The organism is Devosia sp. Z11_6 (assembly GCF_058133665.1).
Map to the genome: position 1 here is coordinate 202948 of NZ_JBYUNQ010000001.1, position 16681 is coordinate 219628.

Sequence of the window (16681 nt, forward strand, 5' to 3'; positions counted from 1 at the left end):
TGTGGATGGACTCGTCTTCGAGCCGCTTGAGATGGGTCACTTTGGGGTCGGACACGTAAAAGCTCCGGGGCGGGTGGCGCCGATCACTGACCCAAAGGGGCCAGGGCCGATCGGGCAACAAGTTTGGGATCGCCAAAGGCGATGAAAGGGCAATTGGCGAAATCGACGTCATCGGCCTGATTGCGCTTGTTGTACAAAAAAGGGCTGCCATCGGGGCGGGTGACGATGCCGCCCGCGGCGCGCAGCACGGCGTCACCCGCTGCAGTGTCCCATTCCATGGTGCGCCCGAAGCGCGGATAGATGTCGGCTTCGCCGGCGGCCAGCATGCAGAATTTGAGCGAGGAGCCGCGGGTGACATAGGAGGCCACATCATGGCCGGCCAGCCATCGGTCGGTTTCGGGTGTCGCATGCGAGCGACTGGCCACGGCAATGGCGGGACCACTGGCCGGGCGCACCCGGATGGGGTGGCGCTCGGCGATGGTGAAATCAACCACCGTTCCGGCGATCGCCTCGGCATGGGCGCCGCCGTAAATGAGCCCGAGCGCCGGTGCGAACACCACGCCCAGGACGGGTATGCCCCGTTCGATCAGGGCGATATTGACGGTGAACTCGCCATTTCGGGCGATGAACTCCCTGGTGCCATCCAGCGGATCGACCAGAAAGAACTTTTCGCCCGTGGGTGGGATGCGACCGGCAGAGGCTTCTTCCTCCGCGACTACGGGAATGGAAGGCGCCAGACGCTTGAGCCCGGCAAGGATCACGGCTTCGGCGCGCTTGTCCGCTTCGGTGACGGGCGTGCCATCGGGCTTGCCGGCAACCGCAATCGGGCCGTCGCCATAAACGGCCATGATCTCGCGCCCGGCGGCCAGGGCAAGATCGAGCAGGGCATCAAGGCTGGGTTTAGTCATGGCGCAATCGTTGATCCCTCAAGGGGGCAGGAGTGGGGCGGCAGCTGGTGGTCGCAAGGCAGGTTCGTGACCGCATCAAGACCTGCCCCGCGGGGCTGTCAAGTTGACGGAGCAGCGCCAAGCCCTGGTTTGCCACTCCGGCGCGGCATGGAATTTCGGCGACCGGGCGAGCGGCGCACTGGGCCTGAACAATGGGTGCGCGGCCGAGGCCGGTTGTGCCTCTCCCCGGCGCCAGCTGTAGAAACTTGTCCCCATTTGGTGCGGAGCGCGGATTGGGGTCGCGGTGGCGCCGCGCTGCAACAATGGCGGGATGAGCAGGAATGGTTCAGGCACGAAGGAGCCGCTCAACGGTGTGCTGGGTGGATTGCTGCCAGGGGGGCATGACAACGCCGTGCGTCGCGCGCAGCTTGCTGCAATCGAGACGCGAATTGGCGGGACGGGGCGCCGGGGTCGGATAGGCGCTGGTTGGGATCGGGTGGATGGTGGCGGCGGGGCCGCCCAGGCCTTCCGAGATGGCCATGATTTCAGTCGCGAAATCGGCCCAGCTGGCATCGCCCGTGCCGGCGCAATGAAAAATCCCGCGCAGTGCCTCATCAGGGCTGGCGACGAGATTGCCCGCGACCCGGAGAATGGCATCAGCCAGATCGAGCGCGGCGGTAGGATTGCCCAACTGGTCGGCGACAACATTGATTTCGGGGCGCTCGGCGGCGAGCCGGAGCATGGTCTTGAGGAAATTGGCGCCAAAAGGGGAATAAACCCAGGCCGTGCGCAAGATGGCGTGATTTGGGGTCGCGGCGGCCACGGCGTGTTCGCCGGCCAGCTTGGAAGCACCATAAATGCCGAGCGGCGCCGTGGCGTCAGTTTCGCGATAGGGACGGGGCGAGGCGCCGTTGAAGACGTAGTCGGTGGAGATGTGGATCACGGGGACGTCCAGCTGCGCGGCGGCCGCGGCGACCGCCCCGGCACCGGTGGCATTAACGGCAAAGGCCAGCTCGCGCTCGCTTTGCGCCTTGTCAACCGCGGTATAGGCCGCGGCCGAGATGATGGCATCGGGTTTTGCCGCGGCGATCGCGGGCGCGATGGTGGTGGGGTCGGCGAGGTCGAGCTGAGGACGCCCGACGGGGATAATCTCGACCCCGGCGGCGGCGCCGCGCTCGAGCAGGGCCGTGACCAGCTGGCCTTTGCTTCCGGTGACAAGGAGGCGCATGGCTCAGGCCTTGCCGCCGGCGATGACGCCCAGGCGTTGGCCGGCATAGCGGTTTCCGAGGGGCTGCCACCACCAGCTGTTGTCGAGATACCAGCGCACGGTTTTTTCTATCCCGCTGTCGAAGGTCTCCTCTGCCCGCCAACCCAGTTCGGTTTCGAGCTTGCTGGCATCAATGGCATAGCGCTGGTCGTGGCCGGGGCGATCCACGACGAACTGAATCAACTCGGCATGGGGTGCGGTTTCGGGGCGCAGCGTGTCGAGCACCGCGCAGATGCGCGTGACGACATCGATATTGCGCCGCTCATTGCGCCCGCCGACATTATAGGTCTGGCCCGGCCGGCCGCGCTCGGCAATGAGATCGAGGGCGCGGGCATGGTCCTCCACGTAAAGCCAGTCGCGCACATTCTCGCCCTTGCCATAGACCGGCAGGGGCTCGCCGCGCAGCGCCTTGAGGATGGTCAGGGGAATGAGTTTTTCGGGGAAGTGGAAGGGGCCGTAATTGTTGGAGCAGTTGGAAACGACGACTGGCAAGCCATAGGTGCTATGCCAGGCATGGGCCAGATGATCGGAAGCAGCTTTCGACGCCGAATATGGGGAGGAGGGATCATAGGGCGTGGTTTCGCTGAACAGGCCCTCGGGTCCGAGCGAGCCATAAACCTCGTCGGTCGAGACATGGAGGAAGCGGAATTTTTCTCTGTCTTCGCCCTCAAGGCCTGACCAGTATGCCCGCGCCGCTTCGAGCAGCGCAAAGGTGCCCATGACATTGGTGTGCATGAAATCGGCGGCCCCGGTGATGGAGCGATCGACATGGGTTTCGGCGGCCAGGTGCATGACGCGGTTGGGCGCAAAGCTCGTGAAGGCGTCAGCCATGGCGGCGTGGTCGGCAATATCGGCGCGCAACAGGCGATAGCCGGGGTGGTCCTCGACGGCGCGGAGGGAGCTCAGATTGCCGGCATAGGTGAGCTTGTCGACATTGAGCACCTCATATCCGCGATCGAGCACCAGATGGCGCACCACGGCCGAGCCGATAAAGCCCGCTCCTCCCGTTACCAGAACCCGCATGGTCTTGCCTCCTTCGCGCCCGCGGCGCCCTAGAACGGATTGCCGATTTGCGTCAGGGTCGGTTGCGCCCGATCCTTGGCCGACAGCACCGCCGCCTCGGGCGCGACGGGCCAGGCGATGCCCAGCGCCGCATCGTTCCACAACAAGCCCTTGTCATGCTCGCGCGAATAGGGCGCGCTGACCTTGTAGAGGATTTCGGTATCGGGCTCGAGCGTGGCAAAGCCATGGGCAAAGCCGATGGGCACAAGGATCTGGTTGCCCTCGGCAGCGGTGAGAACAGCGCTCACATGCTGGCCGAAAGTGGGGGAGGCACGCCGCAGATCCACCGCCACATCGATGATGGCGCCGCGCAGCACCCGGACGAGCTTGGCCTGGGCAAAGGGGGCGGTCTGGAAATGCAGGCCCCGCACCGTGCCCTGGGGGACTGAGAGGGACTGGTTGTCCTGCACAAACGGGATATCGATGCCGTGGGCGAGGAGCGCGGCCCTGTTATAAACTTCCGAGAAGAAGCCGCGCTCATCGGCATGGCGCACGGGCGTGATGATCTTGACGTCTGGGATGGCGAGGCTCTGGATCTGCATGGGATGCGGCCTCAGCTGTCTTCGGCCAGGATCTTGAACAGGTAGCGGCCGTAGTCGCTTTTCCCCAGCGCTTGGGCGCGCCGTTCAAGGCCGCAGCGATCGATATAGCCCATGCGAAAGGCCACTTCCTCAGGGCAGGAAATCTTGACGCCCTGGCGCTTTTCCAGCGTGCCGACGAATTGGGAGGCATCGAGGAGGCTATCGGGGGTGCCGGTATCGAGCCAGGCATAGCCGCGGCCCATCAGCTCGACGGCGAGCTGGCCGCGCTCGAGATAGGCGCGGTTGACATCGGTGATCTCGAGCTCGCCCCGGGGCGAGGGCTGGAGATTGGCGGCAATGTCGACCACCTGGCTGTCGTAGAAGTAGAGCCCGGTCACGGCCCAGTTGGATTTGGGCAGGCGCGGCTTTTCCTCGATGGAAAGGGCCTGCATGGCGCCATCGAATTCCACCACACCGTAACGCTCGGGATCGGCCACATGATAGGCAAAGACGGTAGCGCCAGTTGGCCGCGACACGGCGGAGCGCAGCAATTCGGGCAGGCCGTGGCCGTAGAACACGTTGTCGCCCAACACGAGGGCCGAAGGGCCGCCGGCCAGGAACTGGGCGCCAATCACAAAGGCTTCGGCCAGGCCATTGGGCTGCGGCTGGACGGCATAGTGCAGAGAGAGGCCCCATTGCGCGCCATCGCCGAGGAGGCGCTGGAAGCTGACCTGGTCATCGGGCGTGGTGATGAGGAGGATCTCGCGGATTCCCGCCAGCATCAGGGTGGCCAGCGGATAATAGATCATCGGCTTGTCGTAGACTGGCATCAGCTGCTTGGAAACGGCCTGGGTCACCGGATAAAGCCGCGTGCCGCTGCCGCCAGCCAGAATAATGCCCTTCATCGCCTTCTCCTCGGCGGTCCCCGCCTTCCACAAAGCTGATACGGCGCAGGGGTTGGATGGTCAAGGCAAGCAGACCGGCTACGAGGATGCCGCCGCATATTACCCCCACACAATTGTTCCTTTAGGAGGCGGGGCGTTGGCGTGGATCGCCGACGGGAACTGCAGATCGTCAAACGTTCCGATGTGGCCAGGGGCTTCGAACTCTTGCCGCGCCGCTGGATGGTCGACCGCATGCCTGGCTCGGACGCTGCCAGCCCTTGGCAAAGGATCGGGAAAAATCCGTGGCCAGCGCCCAAGCATGGATACTATAGCCCACATCTCGGACCTAACGCTGGATAAGATGGTGCCGGCAGAGGCTGCCCGGGGAAACTACTAAGCCCCGCTCGCCACTACAATAAGATGCGGCTCCAATTTTTCGATCGGGTATAAGCCGCTGCACCAGAGGCCATAACCGGCCGGGCGAAAAGATGTTCGAGGACTTGTTCTACGACGCCAGTAGTGCCCAAGCGACGCGGCACCCCAAGAACCTGCGGGCTATCGGGTCGGCGATCAATCCGAGAGCTGCCCGAAGCGCTGTTGGCGCTGGAAGCCGCCATCAAGCGGCAGGATGAGCGGGGCGCCGGGGTCGAGCGGTTCGGGCTGATAACTGAAATGGCGCCGGTGCCGGTGCTGGCCTAGACGGTTAGGGAAGGGATTTCGTCGGCGCGGCACCCCCGCCAGCCAGCACCAGGCCGATGAGCGGAGCATAAGCCAGCAGCACCAGCATCCATTGCCAGGCCAGCAGGACCGCGGCAGCCCCGGCCAGGGGAATGGCCCACAAAGTTGTAAGTCCGGCAAACAGCAGCGTGGTCGTGCGGTGGCCCCAGAGGCGGGCCAATTGCTGACAAGCGTTGCGGCGATGCGCCTGCCAGGGACGCTCCCCGCGCAACAGCCGCGGCAGCAGGGTAACGGTTGGGTCGCTGACGGTTGCTGCGGGCAGGATGAGCCAGCTGGAATAGGTCGGGACGCCGCTGCCCAAGGTCAGCAGGGCAAAGCCGAACACCAGGAACGCCAGCCCGTTGGAGCCTGCATCACCCATGAAGATGCGCGCCGGCGGCCAGTTGCGCAGGAGGAAGCCGGCAGCGGCGGCGCCGACGGCGACGCCGAGCCAGAGCATGTCAGATTGAGGGGCGTCGGGGCGGGTCAACCACCAGATCCCGATGGCGCCCAGCAGCACGAGGATGGCCTGGCTGGCGGCAATGCCGTCAATGCCATCGATGAAGTTGAACAGGTTCAGCCACCAAACGCCGACCAGCACAACCAACACGGCGAGTGTTGGGCCAGCAAGGCTCCACCCGCTCCAGAGCGGCAGCGCAGGCAGGGGTGAAACGATCCAGCAGAGCAGCGCAAAAAGGCCGATCTGCACGGCAAAACGCAGCGCGGGCGAAAGATCATGCAGATCATCGGCAAACCCCAGCGCCGCGGCGCCAGCACCCAGCGCTGCGAACGGCAACAGCAGCGGCGAGCCCCCAAAACCCAGCAACAGGGTTGCAGAGAGGGCGGCGAGGGCAATCGCTATCCCACCGCCGCGTGGCGTTGGCCGGGTGTGAGAGGAGCGGCCATTGGGCGCCTGCACCAGGCCAGCCGGCTGGCATGGCGTTCCACTATTTGGGTGCCCAGCCAAGCGGCGATGCTAGTGGCGAGAACAAGGAGCGTGGCAAGAATCGGGTGCAAGGTCTGGTTTCTGTTGGTGCGGTGTTTGCTGGGCTTAGCCGATCCGGCAGGCGGGCTCAAATCCTGCCTTATTTTGTTCAAGAACGAGGTTTGGCTTGCTGAATACTACACCGCCCGTTATCTGGAGCCAACGAAACTGCACGCCCCTGCAGCTTTCAGTCGGTGCCCAAGGCGTATCATGGCAATCTCCACTTCTCCGGCTGTTACCACTGCTGTGGCACCGGGCTCAAAGCTGATGCGGTTCGTCGCCGTTTCCGGCCTGGGTTGGCTGCTGGATACCGGCGTTTATACGCTGCTCGCCATTGCGGGCGCGCGCATCTTCTGGGCCGGTCTGGCCGGCGGCTTGTGCGGGGCGAGTTTTTCGTTCCTGGTGTCGAGCCGCTTTGTGTTCGTCCATAAGGGCGGCGGACTGTCGAGCAAGCTGGTGGTTTACCTGGTTTATTCGATTGCCATGATCCTGGCCGGTGCGGCGGCAGCCGAAGCGGTGACGGGGCTGCTGGTGCGCTTGGCCGAGAACCAGAACCTCGCTTTGGGTGTGCCCCTGCTGGCCTTTGTGGCCAAATGCGCGATCACCCCCTTTCTGCTGGCGACAAATTTCTTTGTCGCCCGCTTCATTTTGCAGCGCGGATGACGCATGGACTGCAACATCCCGATTCTGCGCCCGTGCAGAGCGAGCAATGGAGAGACCCGTGGCCAACCTTCTTGACCAAGCGCCTCGAGCAACAGGGACGGCAAGCCAGCGCCGCATCCTTGTCGCCATTCCTGCGTATAATTGCCGCAATCAGATCGGCCGGGTGCTCCGGCAGTTCAACGCCGCTGCCGCCCCGTTGTTTGCCGAAGTAGTGGTGATCGACAACCGCTCCAAGGACGATACCGCTGAGGTGGCATTGGCTGAGATCGGCGAAGTTCGAGCACTGCCCATGGCGGTGCTGCGCAACCGAGACAATTACAACCTGGGTGGTACCCACAAGGTCGCCTTTGCGCGCTGTGTTGAGAAGAACTATGATGGCGTGGTTATCCTGCACGGGGATGACCAAGGCCAGATCGCCGACTTTTCCGATCTTCATGCCCAGATCGAGCGCACCGGCGCCAGCTGCATTCTGGGCGCCCGCTTTGAAAAGGGCTCGCGCATCACCGGCTATTCGGCGTTCCGATTGTTCGGCAACCATGTGTTCAACACGATCTACTCGCTGTGCGTCGGCAAGCGGGTGTCGGATATGGGCTCGGGGCTCAACTATTACAGCCGGGCGCTGATCGATGCGGGCATTCACATCAAGATGCCCGACGATCTCACCTTCAACAACTGCATGCTGCTGGCAACTTATGCCGCTGGGCAGAAGGTGGCCTTCCACCCCATCAGCTGGCGTGAGGAGGACCAGGTATCCAATGCCAAGCTGGTCAGCCAGTCGCGCCGACTGCTGAGCTATCTCTTTCTTTATCTGTTTGAACGGAAAAAGCTGCTGACTAAGGATTTCCGAGCCATCCCGCGCGATGCTTACCTATCGGACGAACTGGCCAGCAACCGGCATCTTCTGGAGTTCCACTCGTGAGCCAGCGTATTTTGATTACCGGCGGCGCCGGCTTTGTTGGCTCGCAGTTGGGCTATCATCTGAGCCAGGAAGGGCACGAGGTGATCCTGCTCGACAATATGTCCGATGGGCATGAGGACAACCTGAAGGTCGAGGGGCGTAGCTTTGGGCGATTCGTACAGTTCGATGCCCGTTCGTCCGAGGTCGCTGGAGTGCTCGAAGGCGTTGATGTGGTGTTCCATTTCGCCGGAACCTCGTCGCTGCCCAAATGCCAGATCGATCCAGCTGCGGCGTACGACAACAATGTTACAGCCGTCGCCAACATGCTTGAGCTCAGCCGCCGGGCCGGCGTGCGGCGCTTTGTGTTTTCCTCGACCTCAGCTGTGTACGAGAACACCAAGACACTGCCTTTTGCCGAAGCCGACGACGCAGCGCCGGACCTCGTATATGCCTCCACCAAGCTGGCAGCTGAGCGGGTCTGCGCAGGGATGGCGGCCACTTATGGCATGGATGTGATTGTTGCCCGGTTCTTCAATATCTTTGGCGAGCATCAGGACATTCACCGCACCATGCCGCCATTCATCTCCTATCTGGCGCGCGAAGTGTTCTATGGGCGTCAGCCGGTGTTGTTCAACAACACGCCGGTGGAGCGCGATTATGTTTATGTCGGGGATGTGGTGGCGTGCCTTTCTAGCATGATGAACTCGCCGCAGCGTTTTGCGGGCGACGTGTTCAATGTCTGTTCGGGCGTCGGTTATTCGGTGCCGCAGATCGTTGAGCTCTATGCCAGCATCTCGGGCAAGCCCGTCACGCCGGAATATCGGGATCCTTCCGCCTTTTGGGACAAGTTCCCGAGCCTATTCGAGGGCACCTATCCCCTCAACCGCGAGCGGATCCGCGCCGAGGTTTACAAGCGTTCGATCGGCGATCCTTCCAAGACACGGGAGACGTTCGGCTTTGAGGTTGGCACCACGTTGGAGGCGGGGCTGCGGCGCTTTTATGATTATTCCGTTGCCTCGCTTTCCTGATGCAGCAACTCTTATCCACGAACTGGACGGAGTGATCGCGTGACCCCATTGTCGCTCGTGATGCCGATGGCGGGGCGGGGTTCGCGGTTTTCGCGGGCGGGGCAGTTGCAGCCCAAGCCGTTGATCGATCTTGATGGCATGCCATTTTTCTGGTGGGCCACCGAGAGCGTGCGCCGCGCCGCGCCGGTGGGCGAGATGGTGTTCGTTGTGCTCGAAGAGCATTGTCGTGATTTCGCCATCGATCAGCGGATCGCAGCTTTCTATCCTGACGCCAGGCTAGTGCGGCTCCCCGAGGTTACGGCGGGCGCCGCTGAAACTGCGATGGTGGGAATTGAAGAACTTGCAGGTACTGGACCCCTCGCCGTCAATGATTGCGATCACGCTTTCCTGTGCTCGGGCCTGCCTGACGCGGTAGCAGCTTTGAGCAGCAACGCTGCGGCCGGGTTAGTGTGCTTCCGCTCCGATAGTCCGGCCTATTCCTATGCGCGAATGGATGACGAAGGCTTTGTCGCCGACACGGTGGAAAAGCAGGTGGTTAGTCCCTTTGCGATCGCCGGGTGCTATTTGTTTGGGAGCCCGCAGACGGCAAGTGGCGCGATGGAAGCTTATCGCGCATCCTGCCCTTATGATGAGCTCTTTATCAGCGGCTTGATGAACACAATTCTGCAGAGCGGGGACAGCATCACCAAGACTGATCTTGATCTGCACCTCAGTTTTGGCACGCCCGAGGAACTCGAGGGGGTGGATATTGCGGTGCTGCGTCGCCACATGGCCTGGCGATCATTGTCTTGATGAGCGGGGTTGATGCGCTTTTGCTGGTTGCAGCCAGCGTTTTGCTGCTGTTGGGGCATTTTGCCCGCGCACTGCGCTGGGGACTGTTGTTTCCACGCGATCACGTCAAGCGTTTCAACCTGTTGGTTGGGTTGGGGCTCGGCTACGCCGTCAATGCACTTATTCCGTTTCGCCTCGGGGAATTGCTGCGAGCATATTATGTCAGCCTGCGCGAGCAGGTGCGGCTGGGCTATATCGGCGGCACCGTGCTGGCCGAGCGGGTCAGCGATTTGTTCGCAGTTGGCATCGTGGCTGCGGTGCTCGGGCTCGCCGGAATGCAGCCGAGCGTTCCGATCGTCACCGTCGCGTTCAGCATGCTGGCTTTCGGCTCGCTGGCGGTGGCCTTTGCGTTTCTGTTGCGGGCTTCGCGCGATGTGCGTCGCCTCGTCTGGTGGGTTGCCTCCGCCTTCAACGATCGCGTGCGCTTCGCCCTTGTGGATTTCGTGTGGAGCTTTAGTGAGTTGATTGCCGCCGGGACGCTGCTCAAGCCGCGCTTCCTGCTGGCAACCCTTGGCATGTGGATTCTTTATGGGGCCGCCTATCTCGTTTTTGGCGCGGTGGCCGGAGAAAACATTGGCAGTACGCTTTATGCGGTGTTTGGAACCCCGCTACGTTCGCTGGCCGATTATCTTTTGAACGGCAGCCTCGATCGGCGCGAACTGGCCATGTTCCTGTTTACCGTGCTGCCGCTGCTCGGCATTCTGGGCTACGGCATGGTGCGGCAGGGGTCGGTGATCCGCCGTCTGGTCCTGGCGCTACGCTTTTATGGTGGCACACCCGCTGACCGCTCGCCGCCGCAAAGCCGCAACCGCTTCAAGCGGGAAGCGGAATACGAATACTTCTTGGCCTCCCTGTTCAGCGGCGATGATCACGTGGTCACCGGCTTTGGTCTGCGCGCGGTGGAAGACGGGCTGGTGCACAAGCTGTTCAATGGCGGCTCCGACGCCATCACCGCCCTGGTCGAGGTGGATGATCGCTTACTTATCCGCAAGTTCGCGTTGGGAGCGCCGGGTCGTAAGCTTAAGGTGCAGGCCGACTGGCTCAAAGCGCATCGGCACGACCAGTTCTCATTGGTGGATGTGGTTGGTGAACGCGATGGGGAAAGCTTTTACCGCTACGACATGCCCTTGGTCGTGCCCACGGCAGATCTTTACGACGCCATTCACACCACCCCCCTCGCGAATAGCAAGGCCTTGCTCGAGCAAGTCACGGCTCGGGTTGCAGCCTTTCATGAACTCAACAGCGGGCCTGATGCTGATCCCAAGCTGATTGCCGCCTATCTTGAGCAGAAGGGAAGCGAGAACGCGCGCAAAATCCTGGATTTTGTCCGCACTATGCTCCCCGGTGAGCGGTTTGAGATCAACGGCACACCTTACGATCTGGGGGAGTGGGAGTGCCTGCTCGATCCCGGATGGCTGGCCCAACAGGTTACCGACCGGCGCACCAGCACCATTCATGGTGATCTTACGATCGAGAACATAATTGTTTCGCCCGACCGCCCGGAAGGCTGGTTCATTATCGATCCTAATCCGGAAAACGTCTTTGACTCTCCGTTGATCGACTGGGCCAAGCTGATGCAGTCGCTGCACCTGGGCTATGAGACCCTCAATCGGGGCGTGCTGTGCACGGTGAACGGAGCCAGCATCAGCCTGGGTCAGACTAAGTCGCATGCTTATAGTGCGCTCCACAGCCATTACGAGGCCATCCTCGAGCGGGCGGGTGGGCCGGAGCGGCTGCGCGAAGTGTATTTTCATGAATTGATGCATTATCTGCGGTTGACCCCCTACAAGATCCGCCAGGACGCGGCCAAGGGGCTGACCTTTTTCGCCTGCACCTGCCTGCTGCTGCGTCGCTACCGTGAGATGGCGCTGTGACGCCAATCCGCGCCATTCTGGTGGATCTCGACGGCACGCTCGCCGATACCGCTGCGGCTAATCACGCCGCCTATGCCGCTGCGTTGGCCGAGCATGGCGTTGTAGTTGAACAGGAGCGCTTTCACGCACTCAGCTTTGGCCGTAACTGGCGCCAGTTTCTTCCGGTCATGCTGGAGGAAGCGGGCGTAGGCTCCGATCCGGCGGTGATCGCAGCGCGCAAGGCACAGCTTTATGCAGGTATGATGGGCATGGTAGCCATCAACACCCCGCTCGTGCGGCTGTTACAACTCAATCGCGCACTCTGCCGCACGGCGTTGGTGACCACAGCCTCCGCCGCTAACGCTGGCGCAATTCTGGCTCATCATGGCCTCGTTGATCTGTTCGATACCATTGTCACGGGCAGCGACGTGCAGCGCCACAAGCCTGACCCGCAAGCCTATCAACTTGCCGCCGAACGCCTTGGGGTCCTGCCCGAGGAGTGCCTGATCTTTGAGGACTCCGATATTGGCATGGCCAGCGCCAAGGCATTTGGGGCGCAGGCCATACGGGTGGTGCTGGAGTGATCGATCGCAGCGAGATGTTCCATTTAAGGAGCTAGGCAATGCCAAACAAATTATGGACCAAGTCATTTAGCTGGTTCTTAGGCGCGGTTGTGTTGGCCCGCATCGTCTTGGTCTCCAACACAGAGATGGTGGGCCCTCCGTTTGACGCGGACGGGCTGGCTTGGCTGGCCCTCAATGGCTTTTGGGAGCGGCCAAGCGACTCCATGCGTCCACCTATTCTGCCGCTGTTGGCAGAGTTGGTGATGCACTCAGGCCTCCCCTGGCGCATGTTCCTCGAGGCTGCGTTCCTCGGTTCGGTCGTATTGCTAATCTCGCGGTTGCGCCCTTACCTCGGGGTGGCCACAAGCGTGATCTCCGCTACTGCTGTCCTCTTTCACCCCTATACCTTGCGCAGCTTTACCGAGTTCCAACGCGAGCCACTGCTGCTAGTGCTTTATCTCGGCTGGTTCTGGTCCATACTAGTGGTGCTGGAGAGCAGCACCTTTCCGACCCGACAGCGACTCTGGAGGGCCGTTCCTTTTGCCTTTTTAGGTGCTGCCATTATCCTGACGCGCGAAGGCGAAGAAGTTTTTGTGGCAGTTGGTTTGGCCCTGACTCTTCTGGCGCTGTGCTATCTAGCGCGGAAGAATGGCAGCCGCATGCGCTCTGCACTACTGCAAGGCGCAGGCGTGCCAATCGTTATCATTGGCCTTTGCTTGATGCTGATCGCCCAGATCAACCACGACACTTTCGGTATTTGGAACTATCGGGGTATCCTGCCAAGCTACCAAGCTTTGCTCACGCAGATGCACCGAATAGAGGTGGACGACTCGGTGCGTTACGCGCCTGCCACTCGGAAGAGCTTCGAGGTTGCTCTTAAACTCAGCCCAACCTTCGCCGAATTCGGGCGGCCCGCAGTCGCTGACGATGCAGTCGCTCATGGCGGGATCAACACTTGGCGGGCGCATTCCAGCGTCTTTGTTGGTCGGCGCGAAATCGACCCGACTAGAACCATTTGGCTGATGTCGTTACTGCTCAACAGCGTCTACCCGCCCGATGATCGGCTACAATCTGAAAAACTGCTGACCGCCGCCGCTGAAATCAAAACAGCTTTGGATAAAGGTGATTGGCCCAGCCATTCTCCAGGCCTGCCCTACCCGCTGGACCCAAATTTTCGCAATTGGGTGCCGTATGTTCCCTCGGGCTTGGCGTCGAGCCTCCTCATGCTCTTGGCTCCCACTCCTTCTCAAGCGGGCTTTCGGGACTCTCAGGATCACCACGCCGAGTTGTTCAACGAGAGCCTGAACCGCCGGGTCAGCCTTATTCAGGATCAATATGGCGGGCTGCGCGATTACTGGCGCGAAGCCATAGTCGCGCACTACTGGATCTTGTTGACGGGGTTGGGGATTGCGGCGACGCTTGCTGGTGTTTTCGGCAAAGCTGTTTTTTCACGACCAGTGGTAGTGGCCTTCGCCATTTATGGGGGCGTCTTTCTCGTTCGCTACGCGGTTTATAGCGCCATGTATGTATCGGTTGCACCGGTGGACCGCTACCAGGTGTTCTTCTCGCCGATCGCGGCGTTCCTCGTGCTGATCCTGGTGTGGACGCTGGCGTCGGCAGGCACGGGGAAATGGCGACGTACCGCTTAGGCCTTTGTTGTATCGGCAAGGGGTTGCGAGCCGGTAGCGCTGGCCAGGAGGCGGCGGTGGGCCAGCATGCCGGTGAGCACTAGGATCAAACCCAAGGCGATGCCGATAAGCCCGGCTGTAAGGTGTGGCGGTACGTAGAACAGTTTCAACTCACCTTTCGTCATAGGTGGAATGTCGACCGCCGTGAAGATTCCCGAAATGGCTCGGGACTCAATGGGTTGCCCGTTCAATTCCGCTCGGTAGCCCGGCCACCAAACTCGTGCGAATACCAGTGTGCTTGGCTCGATTCCTGTGTTCTCGACCATCAAGTCAGCGTGCGTGAAGGTAGCAGGTCCGGTCTCCTCAGCCGTCATGCCAGTCGACATCCAGGCCAGCGACCCCGGCATCCCCGGCAGTTCGCGAGCAAAACGCTGAGTGTATGCACCATCAAAGACCAACTGCCACTCGGTACCAAGCTGTGGAAGCAGGGCCTCGAGGTGCTCGCCCTTGTGCGCGATAATGCTGTTGATCCGGAACAGATCAACATAGCGTTGCCCGGTTTCCGGTTCGGCGGCAAAAAGGCGCGCTGCCGCATCGGGGCAGGTGGAGCCGTTCCAGGGCATGCAGAGCAGGTCCGCCAGAGGCTGGTGGCCGATGGCGCTGTAGCCATTGATCCGGTTCTTGCCTTGCTCAAAGAAGATATAACCGCTGACGAATTCGGCGGCGCGTTCAGGGTTGGTGCCGTAGCCTGCCGGGCCGAGCAGGATTTCATAAGCTGGCGGTGCCGCCGTGGTCAGCGCATTGGCGGCACCAGAGGAGTAGCGCGGAAAGTTCACATCCTCAAAAGCGCTGTTCTCTCGTATTACCCCGTGCGTCACGATGAAAAGCAGCAAGGTCACGGCCGCTGCCCAGCCCAGCATGGCGACTTTTCGGTGGCGAAGCACTGCCAACACACCGAAGCCCACGACACAGACCACGAGCGAAAACACAATGGCTCGTCCGCGCCCGGGCGTCATCTGCCAGGAGGTCAGGTGCATCAGGGCGAGCAGGGCACCAGCGACCATGAACCGGTGCCGCGACCAGAGGAAGCCGACCTGGCTCGCAAAGAGCGAGAAGAGCAGCAGCACTGCCAGATGCAGAAACGGAATCCAGCGCACTAAGAAATGCAGCAGCGAAAATTCCTCCGGGCCCTGCAGGGCCACCAGTACCAGGCCTGTAAGCATCAAGAGCGAGAGCACAGCCGGCTGCTTCCAGTTCACCGCCTTCCAGTCCAGGAACACCGCCAAAGGCGCCAAGAACCAAGCCAGATAGAAGATCGGTGTCTGGGCTGGCTGGTAACCGTGCCAGAGCTTCAGAAATCCAAAATGCAGGGGTGCACTGACCTGCAGCACATCGGCCAAATTAGGCATCATGAAGCCGTTGTTGAACACGGCTGTTGTACGGGTGGAGACGCTGCCTGCACCCACCAGCGCCAGTAAAGGTATGGCAGCCAGCAGCAATGCCGCGGCGAGCGGCAAGATCGACAGAAAGGCCCGGATCCAGGATCGGTCGCGCCGGTATTGCTCAAGCAGATGCAGGGCGGCGACGAAGCCCAGCAGCAGGATGGCATAGGGAAAGCCCATGGTGACGGTCAGAAAGCAAAACAGCACTGCCCCCAACCAGTAACGGCGCCCATGCAGCGACAAACGCAGGAATGCCCAGGCCCAAACAAACCAGGCGAAGGACGAGAACATGGGGAACCAGTTGGAAGCGCCCCAGTAGCTCAGAAAATTGCTGGTGGTGACGCACAAGGCGAGCAGGGATGCCCAGCCGCGGTCGATCCCAAAGCTGCGTGCCAGCACAAAGCAGCCTGGGGCCAGGATAACGTAGTAGGCGCAAGCCAGGAACGCCGCCCCGGCTTCATAATCGGAAAAGGAGGGCAACACGGCATTTAGGGCGAGGCTTACGGGATTGAACAGGGCGAACTGAAATTCGCTGACAATGTTGCTGCCGAACCAGCTCGACAGCGTGAGGATCGGAAACTCACCCAGGCGCAGCAATCGGCCCACATGGTAGAACATGGGCAGGAACTGGTGCTCCATGTCGTCCTTGAGGTAGAATCGATGGTTGAACAGCAGGGGGATCAAGCCAACCAGGAGGCCTATGGCGGCATGCGCGGCGAGGAGGGTGATAGACCGAAGGCCGGAGGTGTTCTTAACTGGCAAAGTGGTGATCGTCATTGTACCGCCTCCGAGCACCAAGCATCGCCCGCTTGATTGTCTCAGGGGCTCACCAGTTTAGTCGCCTTCAGTCCCGGCTGGGAGCATGAAGAATCACCGCGCCAATTCGGCAGCGGCCGGGGCGCAGGACGACTACAAGCGCTACACGAACGCAAGCTCAAGATGAAGGGGTGGGGCGTTCTGGCCGGGCCATGCGCCAGGGGCGCTCCGGATCCGTTGTTCCGTGAAGAGCCTGTTATCGAGGTACTCGGGAGGCGCAAATTTCCCCGTCAGTGTACGGAGCAGTAGCCTTGCTGGCCATACGCTTACTGCAAGATCACAGTTGAACTATCGAGGCGGAGCGCTGCACTGCAACGGCTGACGCCGGGTGTGCCGGTGGGCTGCCGGACAAGTTTTCAGCGGTGGGAGCCAGGTTCGGCTCTTAGCCTCGGCTAAGGGCGACCATAGTTCGGAATGGCAGCGGTACACAGCCGCTACCCAAGCCGTCATCGGCAGCGGATGGTGGATGTCCATCTTCATGCTGGCGAGTTCGTCGGCAATTTTGTCTCCGAGGCTGCAATTTTTTGGCGATCCAGGGAGAAATCCAGGGCAAATCCTCGAGCGCGAACATGTCGATCGGGGATCGGGGATGCGGGGAATTCTAGTTCCATGGTGAACTTCTGTCAGGCAAACACA

The 16681-nt window shown here is 61.4% G+C and carries 15 protein-coding genes and 1 pseudogene; 9 read left to right on the plus strand and 7 right to left on the minus strand.

All coding sequences use genetic code 11. The features are described 5' to 3' along the window. Positions 1 to 83 precede the first annotated feature (83 nt). The 5 genes from cysQ to rfbA form a co-directional block, all read right to left on the minus strand. A complete protein-coding gene (gene cysQ, locus AC3YMN_RS00975; RefSeq protein ID WP_489888587.1) occupies positions 84 to 908 on the minus strand; it encodes a 3'(2'),5'-bisphosphate nucleotidase CysQ in 825 nt (274 codons plus the stop codon). A 325-nt stretch (positions 909 to 1233) separates the two neighbouring features. Continuing rightward, positions 1234 to 2115: a dTDP-4-dehydrorhamnose reductase gene (gene rfbD, locus AC3YMN_RS00980; RefSeq protein ID WP_489888588.1), complete on the minus strand. Its 882-nt coding sequence runs from the start codon at positions 2113 to 2115 to the stop codon at positions 1234 to 1236. A gap of 3 nt (positions 2116 to 2118) precedes the next feature. After that, positions 2119 to 3177, minus strand: a complete 1059-nt coding sequence (rfbB, locus tag AC3YMN_RS00985; RefSeq protein WP_489888589.1) for a dTDP-glucose 4,6-dehydratase — start codon at positions 3175 to 3177, stop codon at positions 2119 to 2121. Between the two features lie 29 nt (positions 3178 to 3206). Further along, positions 3207 to 3758 (minus strand): dTDP-4-dehydrorhamnose 3,5-epimerase, encoded by a 552-nt coding sequence (rfbC, locus tag AC3YMN_RS00990; RefSeq protein WP_489888590.1) that lies wholly within the window; start codon positions 3756 to 3758, stop codon positions 3207 to 3209. Positions 3759 to 3769: 11 nt separating this feature from the next. Next, positions 3770 to 4642 carry a glucose-1-phosphate thymidylyltransferase RfbA gene (gene rfbA / locus AC3YMN_RS00995; protein WP_489888591.1) on the minus strand — a complete coding sequence of 291 codons (873 nt, stop codon included), beginning with the start codon at positions 4640 to 4642 and terminating at the stop codon, positions 3770 to 3772. A gap of 159 nt (positions 4643 to 4801) precedes the next feature. Here rfbA and AC3YMN_RS01000 point away from each other — a divergent pair. Then, positions 4802 to 5018: pseudogene (locus tag AC3YMN_RS01000) on the plus strand (hypothetical protein); the annotation flags it as partial. 122 nt (positions 5019 to 5140) lie between these two features. Then, on the plus strand, positions 5141 to 5320 hold the full coding sequence (locus tag AC3YMN_RS01005; protein WP_489888592.1) for a hypothetical protein: 180 nt from the start codon (positions 5141 to 5143) through the stop codon (positions 5318 to 5320). Between the two features lie 4 nt (positions 5321 to 5324). Here the strand turns inward: AC3YMN_RS01005 and AC3YMN_RS01010 are convergent, their stop codons facing one another. Next, positions 5325 to 6305 carry an MraY family glycosyltransferase gene (locus AC3YMN_RS01010; protein ID WP_489888593.1) on the minus strand — a complete coding sequence of 327 codons (981 nt, stop codon included), beginning with the start codon at positions 6303 to 6305 and terminating at the stop codon, positions 5325 to 5327. 228 nt (positions 6306 to 6533) lie between these two features. On the opposite strand from AC3YMN_RS01010, the gene AC3YMN_RS01015 reads away from it, so the two are divergent. From AC3YMN_RS01015 to AC3YMN_RS01045, 7 genes are read left to right on the plus strand one after another with little or no spacing between them, the layout of a single operon-like run. Beyond that, positions 6534 to 6986 carry a GtrA family protein gene (locus tag AC3YMN_RS01015; RefSeq protein ID WP_489888594.1) on the plus strand — a complete coding sequence of 151 codons (453 nt, stop codon included), beginning with the start codon at positions 6534 to 6536 and terminating at the stop codon, positions 6984 to 6986. A gap of 58 nt (positions 6987 to 7044) precedes the next feature. Then, entirely contained in the window at positions 7045 to 7905 is an 861-nt protein-coding gene (locus tag AC3YMN_RS01020) for a glycosyltransferase family 2 protein (protein WP_489888595.1), read from the plus strand. After that, entirely contained in the window at positions 7902 to 8912 is a 1011-nt protein-coding gene (locus AC3YMN_RS01025; protein WP_489888596.1) for an NAD-dependent epimerase/dehydratase family protein, read from the plus strand. The genes AC3YMN_RS01020 and AC3YMN_RS01025 overlap by 4 nt, the downstream gene beginning before the upstream one ends. Before the next feature lie 39 nt (positions 8913 to 8951). Beyond that, positions 8952 to 9704, plus strand: coding sequence for an NTP transferase domain-containing protein (locus AC3YMN_RS01030; protein WP_489888597.1), 753 nt, complete (start codon positions 8952 to 8954; stop codon positions 9702 to 9704). Then, positions 9704 to 11617, plus strand: a complete 1914-nt coding sequence (locus AC3YMN_RS01035; RefSeq protein WP_489888598.1) for a lysylphosphatidylglycerol synthase domain-containing protein — start codon at positions 9704 to 9706, stop codon at positions 11615 to 11617. The genes AC3YMN_RS01030 and AC3YMN_RS01035 overlap by 1 nt, the downstream gene beginning before the upstream one ends. After that, positions 11614 to 12180, plus strand: coding sequence for an HAD family hydrolase (locus tag AC3YMN_RS01040; RefSeq protein ID WP_489888599.1), 567 nt, complete (start codon positions 11614 to 11616; stop codon positions 12178 to 12180). Before AC3YMN_RS01035 ends, AC3YMN_RS01040 begins: the two co-directional genes overlap by 4 nt. Positions 12181 to 12218: 38 nt before the next feature. Then, the gene (locus tag AC3YMN_RS01045; RefSeq protein ID WP_489888600.1) at positions 12219 to 13808 is read left to right on the plus strand and encodes a hypothetical protein; all 1590 of its coding nucleotides are present in this window, start codon (positions 12219 to 12221) and stop codon (positions 13806 to 13808) included. On the opposite strand, the gene AC3YMN_RS01050 is transcribed toward AC3YMN_RS01045, so the two are convergent. After that, positions 13805 to 16027 carry a hypothetical protein gene (locus AC3YMN_RS01050; RefSeq protein WP_489888601.1) on the minus strand — a complete coding sequence of 741 codons (2223 nt, stop codon included), beginning with the start codon at positions 16025 to 16027 and terminating at the stop codon, positions 13805 to 13807. The two genes, AC3YMN_RS01045 and AC3YMN_RS01050, sit on opposite strands and share 4 nt — an antisense overlap. Positions 16028 to 16681: the final 654 nt, after the last annotated feature.